The organism is Telluria sp. AZSoR62 (genome assembly GCF_058111565.1).
The window spans coordinates 1-240 of the sequence record NZ_JBYTST010000556.1; the positions used below are offsets into that span (position 1 = coordinate 1).

Consider the following 240-nt stretch of genomic DNA (forward strand, 5'->3'; position numbering starts at 1 on the left):
GTTTCGATGTCAAGGTTGCCCGTTGACCAGGTCACGGAACCCGCCGTCATCCCGCCACCGCCAAAGTCATCGCGGTGATCGCCACGCAGCGTTGTCATCAGTACCTGGGCGTTCCTGTCGACGTGGGACGACACTAAGTCGATTCGGTCTTCGAACGTTTTGTAATCAAAACCCATCTGTACATAACGATTGCTTCGGCGTGAACGAAGCAGTGGGTAGCTGCCATAGACACTGGCAATG

General features: G+C 55.0%; 1 pseudogene. It reads right to left on the minus strand.

What is annotated here, in order from left to right:
* Nucleotides 1–240, minus strand: a pseudogene (locus tag AC3XQU_RS24750) (ShlB/FhaC/HecB family hemolysin secretion/activation protein); the annotation flags it as partial.